Here is a 6,604-nt window from a genome sequence, read left to right on the forward strand (position 1 = left end):
TGCGCGGCCTGGCCGCGGGGTGGCGTGAGAAAATACGCGATTATTTTCAATTGAATTCACAGGCCCCACCATGATCGAAGCAGAACGCATCAACGCCATCGGCACCCAACTCTCCGACCTGAGCGCACGCGCGCTCAGTTTACGGGGGTATCTTTGACTACGATGCCAAAGCGGAACGCCTGAGGACCGTCAACGCCTCACTCGAAGACCCCACGGTCTGGAACGACCCGAAACGCGCCCAGGAACTGGGCCGCGAAAAAAAAGCGCTCGACGGCGTGGTGATCACGCTGACCGACCTGGCGCGTGAGCTGGCTGACAACAGCGAGCTGTTCGAGATGAGCCGCGAAGACGGCGACGAAGCCGGCCTGCTGACCATCGAGGCCGACACCGCGCGCCTGGCCGCCCTGGTTGAAGGGCTGGAGTTCCGCCGCATGTTCAACAACCCGGCCGACCCCCTGAATTGCTTTCTGGACATTCAGGCCGGCGCGGGCGGCACCGAAGCCTGCGACTGGGCCAGCATGCTGCTGCGCCAGTACCTGCGCTACGCCGAGCGCAAGGGTTTCACCACCACCCTGGAAGACGAAACCCCCGGTGACACCGCAGGCATCAAGGGCGCCACCATCAAGATCGAAGGCGAATATGCTTTTGGTCTGCTCAGGACCGAGACCGGCGTGCACCGTTTGGTGCGCAAGAGCCCGTTTGACTCCTCCGGCGGGCGCCACACCTCGTTCGCGTCGGTCTTTGTGTACCCGGAAATTGACGACTCCATCGAGATCAACATCAACCCCGCTGACGTGCGGGTCGACACCTACCGCGCCAGCGGCGCCGGCGGTCAGCACATCAACAAAACCGACTCTGCCGTGCGCCTGACGCACATCCCCACCAACATCGTGGTGCAGTGCCAAGACGGGCGTAGCCAGCACGGCAACCGCGAAGTGGCCTGGAAACGCCTGCGCTCCAAGCTCTACGATTTTGAGATGCGCAAGCAGCAGGAGGAACAGCAAAAGCTTGAAGACACCAAGACCGATGTGGGCTGGGGCCACCAGATTCGCTCCTACGTGCTGGACAGCAGCCGCATCAAGGACCTGCGCACCAACTACGAAACATCGGCCACGCAAAAGGTGCTGGACGGCGATCTGGACCCGTTCATTCAAGCCTCGTTGAAGATGGGCGTTTGATGACGGATCCACGCGCACCGCTGCACGCGGTCGAAGCCCTGATCTTCGACATGGACGGCACCATGATCGACTCCATGCCCAGCCATGCGCAGAGCTGGCAGGTGTTTGCCAGGCAGCACAGCCTGGAGCTGGATCTGGATGACCTGATGCGCCGCACCACCGGGCGCAACGGCGCCGAATGCATGCGCGAGCTGTTTCAGCGTGACCTGACCGACGACGAAGCCTGGACCCTGATTGCCGAAAAAGAGCGGCTCTACCGCAAACTCTTCGGCCCCATCTTCACCGAGGTGGCCGGCTTCAAGACCTTCTCCGGGAAGGCGCTGGCCCGGGGTCTGAAAGTGGCTGTCGGCACCGCCGGTGATCAGGACAACATTGCCTTTGTGTTGTCGCACCTCCAGTTGCCAAGCTCGCCGCACGCCATCGTGGGCGGCGACGAAGGCTTGCCCGGCAAGCCCGAGCCTGCTATATTTTTGGAAGCTGCAAAGCGAATGAATACGGGGGCCAGAGCCTGTATTGTCTTTGAAGATTCGCCATTCGGCATTGAAGCGGCACGCCGGGCCGGCATGCGCGCAGTGGCCATTTGCAGCACCCACACGCCAGCGCAACTGGCTGGAGCCCACGTGCTTGCCAGCGTGCGCGACTACAACGAACTAATGAACTCGAAATTTCTGGAGAACCTGCATGTTGCAACTTCGTGACTCAAACGGCCCGGCCGCGGTGATTCGCCGCGCCGACTACAGCGCCCCGGCGTTCTGGATCGACAGCGTTCACCTGACGTTTGACCTGGACCCGGCCAAGACCCGCGTGCTCAACAAAATGACACTGCGCCGCAACCCGGACGTGAGCGTGCAGCCTTTGAGGCTTGACGGTGAAGCGCTGAATCTGGCGCGTGTGCTGGTCAATGGCCAGGGCGCCTCGTTCAAGCTCGACGGCGGCAAGCTGGTGCTGGAAAACCTGCCGCTGGAAGGCACGTTTGAACTGGAAATCTTCACCACCTGCGAGCCTTTGAAAAACACCAGCTTGTCGGGCCTGTACGTCAGCAACGACTCGTTCTTCACCCAGTGCGAAGCCGAGGGTTTCCGGCGCATCACCTATTTCCTGGACCGCCCGGATGTGATGGCCAACTACACCGTGACGCTGCGCGCCGACCAACAAAAATACCCGGTGTTGCTGTCCAACGGCAACCTGATGGATTCCGGTGCCTTGGGTGGCGTGGGCAATGAAGGCCGCCACTTTGCAACCTGGGTCGACCCGCACAAAAAACCGTGCTACCTGTTTGCGCTGGTGGCAGGCCAGCTGGTCTGTCGCGAGCAACGCATCACCTCCCGCGCCGGCAAAGAGCATTTGTTGCAGGTCTATGTGCGCCCCGGCGACATGGACAAAACTGAACACGCCATGCATTCGCTGATGGCCTCCGTGGTCTGGGACGAAGCCCGCTTTGGCCTGGCGCTGGACCTGGAACGCTTCATGATCGTGGCCACCAGCGACTTCAACATGGGCGCCATGGAAAACAAGGGCCTCAATATCTTCAACACCAAGTACGTGCTGGCGAACCAGGCCACCGCCACCGATGCCGATTTTTCGAACATCGAAAGCGTGGTCGGCCACGAATACTTTCACAACTGGACTGGCAACCGCATCACCTGCCGCGACTGGTGTCAGCTCTCCTTGAAAGAAGGCCTGACGGTGTTCCGCGACCAGGAGTTCAGCATGGATCTGTGCGCTGACGCATCGGCCCGCGCCGTCAAGCGCATCGAGGACGTGCGCGTGCTGCGCACCGCCCAGTTCCCGGAAGACGCCGGCCCGATGGCACACCCGGTGCGCCCCGACAGCTACATCGAGATCAACAACTTCTACACCGTCACCATTTATGAAAAAGGTGCGGAAGTGGTGCGCATGATGCAAACGCTGGCTACCGAAGGGGCCTCCGATCCTTCTGGCCGCGCTGGTTTTGCCAAAGGCATCACCCTGTACTTTGCGCGCCATGACGGTCACGCCGTGACCTGTGACGATTTTGCGCAAAGCATTGCCGACGCCAACCCCGACTCGGCGCTGGCGCGCCTGTTGCCGCAATTCAAGCGCTGGTACAGCCAGGCCGGCACGCCGCGCCTGCGGGCCCGGGGCAGCTATGACGCGGCGGCGCAAACCTACACGCTCAATTTGCGTCAAAGCTGCGCCGCCACGCCCGGGCAAGAGGCCAAGGAACCGTTTGTGATTCCGGTCAGCCTGGGTCTGGTGGGCAGCAGCGGCGCCGACCTGCCGCTGCAGTTGCAGGACGGCAGCACGTCATCACATGGCAGCCACCTGTTGGTCATGACGCAGGCAGATGAGTCCATCACCTTCGTCAACGTGGCCGAGGAACCGGTGCCCTCCATCCTGCGCGGTTTTAGCGCGCCCGTGCTGCTGGACTTTGACTACAGCGACGCCCAGCTGCTGACGCTGCTGGCCTTTGACCCCGACCCCTTCAACCGCTGGGAAGCCGGGCAACGTCTGGCCCTGCGAAGCGCTATTCAATTGATAGCTAGTGATGCCCTATTGACGGGGGCTACACCCCTAAATGATGCATATATTGAAGCCATGCGCTCGGTGCTGCGCCACCCCGCGCTGGATGCGGCCTTCAAGGAACTGGTGCTCACCCTGCCCTCCGAGACCTATATCGCCGAACAGCTTGAGGTGGTGGACCCGCAGCGCATCCATGCGGTGCGCGAAGCCATGCGCGCGCAGCTGGCCAGCGCGTTGGCGGCGGATTGGCAGTGGGCGTTTGAAGCCCACGCCCCTAACGGTGCCTACCGCCCCGACACCGTGTCCTCGGGGCGCCGTGCCCTGACGGGGCTGGCGCTGACGCAATTGTGTCTGGCGGCCCGAGACAGCGGCGACCCTTCGACTGGCTCAGGGCAGGCCGGGCTTTGGCCGGGCAAGGCCTACCAACGCTTCAAGGACGCCGACAACATGACCGACCGCTTCAATGCCTTGAACGCGCTCGTCAACAGCGGCCACGCACTCGCCACGCCGGCGCTGGCTCAATTTCATACCCTGTTCAAAAACGAAGAACTGGTGCTGGACAAATGGTTTGCGCTGCAAGCCGGCAGCTGCGACCGGGGCGGCCAGGTGCTGCCGGCGGTGCGCCAGTTGCTCAAGCACCCGGACTTCAATCTGCGCAACCCGAACCGGGCGCGCAGCGTCATCTTCAGTTATTGCAGCGCCAACCCGGGCGCCTTCCACCGCGCGGACGCGGCGGGTTATGTGTTCTGGAGCGAGCGGGTGCTGGAGCTCGACCGCATCAACCCGCAGGTCGCCGCCCGCCTGGCGCGTGCACTGGACCGCTGGAAAAAACTGGCGGAGCCCTATCGCAGCTCGGCCCGCCAGGCGATTGAACGCGTCGCCGACAAGCCTGAGCTGAGCAACGACGTGCGCGAAGTGGTCAGCCGCGCGCTGGCCGACTGAGCCTTGCGCCAAGTCCACACCCCATTTACCTGCCCAAAGAGTACCCATGAATAAAAGAATTTCCCTCACCCGTTACCTGGTCGAACAACAACGCATGGAAGGCCATATTCCCGCCCAGTTGCGCCTGCTGCTTGAAGTGGTGGCACGCGCCTGCAAACGCATCAGCCTGACCGTCAACAAAGGCGCACTGGGTGGCGTACTGGGCAGCACCGAGTCCGAGAACATCCAGGGCGAGATGCAAAAAAAGCTCGACATCATCGCCAACGAAGTGCTGATCGAGGCCAACGAATGGGGCGGTCATCTGGCCGCCATGGCGAGCGAGGAGATGGACGGCATCTACATCGTGCCCAACCGCTACCCACAAGGCGAATACCTGCTGATGTTTGACCCGCTGGACGGCTCCAGCAACATCGACGTGAACGTGAGCATTGGCACGATATTCAGCGTGCTGGTCAAGCCGGATGGCCAGGGGGTGTTGGAGCAGGACTTTTTGCAACCCGGCCACCAGCAGGTCGCCGCCGGTTACTGCGTGTTCGGGCCGCAAACCACGCTGGTGCTGACGGTCGGCGACGGCGTCGCCATGTTTACCCTGGACCGTGAGCAGGGCTCCTTCATCCTGACCGCGGAAAATATGCGGGTGCCTGCCGACACCCAGGAATTTGCCGTCAACATGAGCAACCAGCGCCATTGGGACACCCCGGTGAAACGCTACATTGACGAGTGCCTGCAAGGCACGACCGGGCCGCGCGGCAAAGACTTCAACATGCGCTGGGTTGGCAGCATGGTGGCCGACGTGCACCGCATCCTCACCCGTGGCGGCGTCTTCCTGTACCCCTGGGACAAGCGCGAGCCCGAAAAGCCCGGCAAGCTGCGCCTGATGTACGAAGCCAACCCCATGGCCTGGCTGATAGAACAAGCCGGCGGCGCCGCCAGCACCGGCAAACAGCGCATTCTGGACCTTCAGCCCGGCAAACTGCATGAGCGCGTGAGCGTGTTTTTGGGCTCCAAAAATGAAGTGGAACGCATCGCCCGCTACCACGGCGAGGCGTAAACAGCCCGCTATAATTGCCGACTTGGTGATTAGCCGGTGTAGCTCAGTCGGTAGAGCAGCTCATTCGTAATGAGAAGGTCGGGTGTTCGATTCATCTCTCCGGCACCAAATGCAAAGGCCCCTAGCTGTCATGGTTAGGGGCTTTTTCATGGAACTAACGCGTAACCAAGTGTGGGTTACGAGCTTTTGTGGATCAATCCACAACTCTGAGCCAAAAGTCTAAGCAGCACCCTTTCACAAGTCAGGCCTCGGAAGAGTCCACAGCATCAGGCCCATCATTCTTCGCCCCCTTGTTGCTACCTAGCATTGGAATTTGAGTGCCACTGGGTAGCTCTTCTGCACGCGATTGGGTTTGCCAAACTATGTCGGCGATTTCCTTGATACGGTCGACAATGGGTTTTGCGTCTTGTCCAAGCTTGCCTAGAACGACCCCAGCATCACCAATGAGACCCCAAAAGCGATCAAGATCTGAAACCTTCTTGTGCATTTCCGATTGCAGCTTTTCTAGGCGAGCCAAAAGACGATGCTTGTGGTCCTCCTGCAATCCTTCTGTTCCGTTGATCAAATCTCGAATTTGATTAATTAGCACTTGAACTCTGTCCAAGTCCCCTTGTGAAAACTCGTAAGCGAATCCAGCGCCTATCGCAATTTTGAAGTGCGACCGCAAGGAAGCAACCGTCATCTTGGATGCCTCTTTTACGCAATGCTTCTCGAGTGCTTGTATGTACTGATTTACATTTCTGCAGTCTTCATTTATGTCTCCAGAAATTGGGAAGCCTGGAGGAGATATAGGCAATATCCTTTGCGGTAGTGCAACATTCGTTCTGTAGTTTCCCGAACCAATGAAACTGGACTCCGTGAAAGGTGTTTCTGAATTCGGTTTTGGATATTTTTAAATCAGGCCCCTGCCAGGCCGCCGGAGGCCCCCCCC

At 60.4% G+C, this 6,604-nt stretch carries 6 protein-coding genes and 1 tRNA gene; 5 read left to right on the forward strand and 2 right to left on the reverse strand.

Going from position 1 to position 6,604, the window contains the following annotated elements; translation table 11 throughout:
• Window positions 1-73: 73 nt before the first annotated feature.
• The 5 genes from prfB to WA157_RS15935 all read left to right on the forward strand — a co-directional run bounded on the left by prfB (window position 74) and on the right by WA157_RS15935 (window position 5,781).
• A protein-coding gene (gene prfB / locus WA157_RS15915) for a peptide chain release factor 2 (RefSeq protein WP_422621900.1) occupies window positions 74-1,178 on the forward strand; the annotation gives its coding sequence in 2 pieces (ribosomal slippage) (window positions 74-154 and window positions 156-1,178; 1,104 coding nt in all).
• Complete coding sequence (locus WA157_RS15920) at window positions 1,178-1,876, forward strand: HAD family hydrolase (RefSeq protein ID WP_422621894.1); 699 nt, start codon at window positions 1,178-1,180, stop codon at window positions 1,874-1,876. Before prfB ends, WA157_RS15920 begins: the two co-directional genes overlap by 1 nt.
• Entirely contained in the window at window positions 1,860-4,622 is a 2,763-nt protein-coding gene (gene pepN / locus WA157_RS15925; RefSeq protein ID WP_422621895.1) for an aminopeptidase N, read from the forward strand. Before WA157_RS15920 ends, pepN begins: the two co-directional genes overlap by 17 nt.
• Before the next feature lie 46 nt (window positions 4,623-4,668).
• Entirely contained in the window at window positions 4,669-5,673 is a 1,005-nt protein-coding gene (locus WA157_RS15930) for a class 1 fructose-bisphosphatase (protein ID WP_422621896.1), read from the forward strand.
• Between the two features lie 32 nt (window positions 5,674-5,705).
• Window positions 5,706-5,781 (forward strand) — tRNA-Thr (locus tag WA157_RS15935).
• 133 nt (window positions 5,782-5,914) lie between these two features.
• Here WA157_RS15935 and WA157_RS15940 read toward each other — a convergent pair.
• Both WA157_RS15940 and WA157_RS15945 read right to left on the reverse strand, forming a co-directional pair.
• Window positions 5,915-6,355, reverse strand: coding sequence for a hypothetical protein (locus WA157_RS15940; RefSeq protein WP_422621897.1), 441 nt, complete (start codon window positions 6,353-6,355; stop codon window positions 5,915-5,917).
• A 67-nt stretch (window positions 6,356-6,422) separates the two neighbouring features.
• A partial coding sequence (locus tag WA157_RS15945; RefSeq protein WP_422621898.1) for a hypothetical protein occupies window positions 6,423-6,604 on the reverse strand: 182 nt, incomplete at its 5' end.

This window comes from Rhodoferax ferrireducens, from assembly GCF_049302455.1.
GTDB lineage: Bacteria > Pseudomonadota > Gammaproteobacteria > Burkholderiales > Burkholderiaceae_C > Rhodoferax > Rhodoferax ferrireducens_B.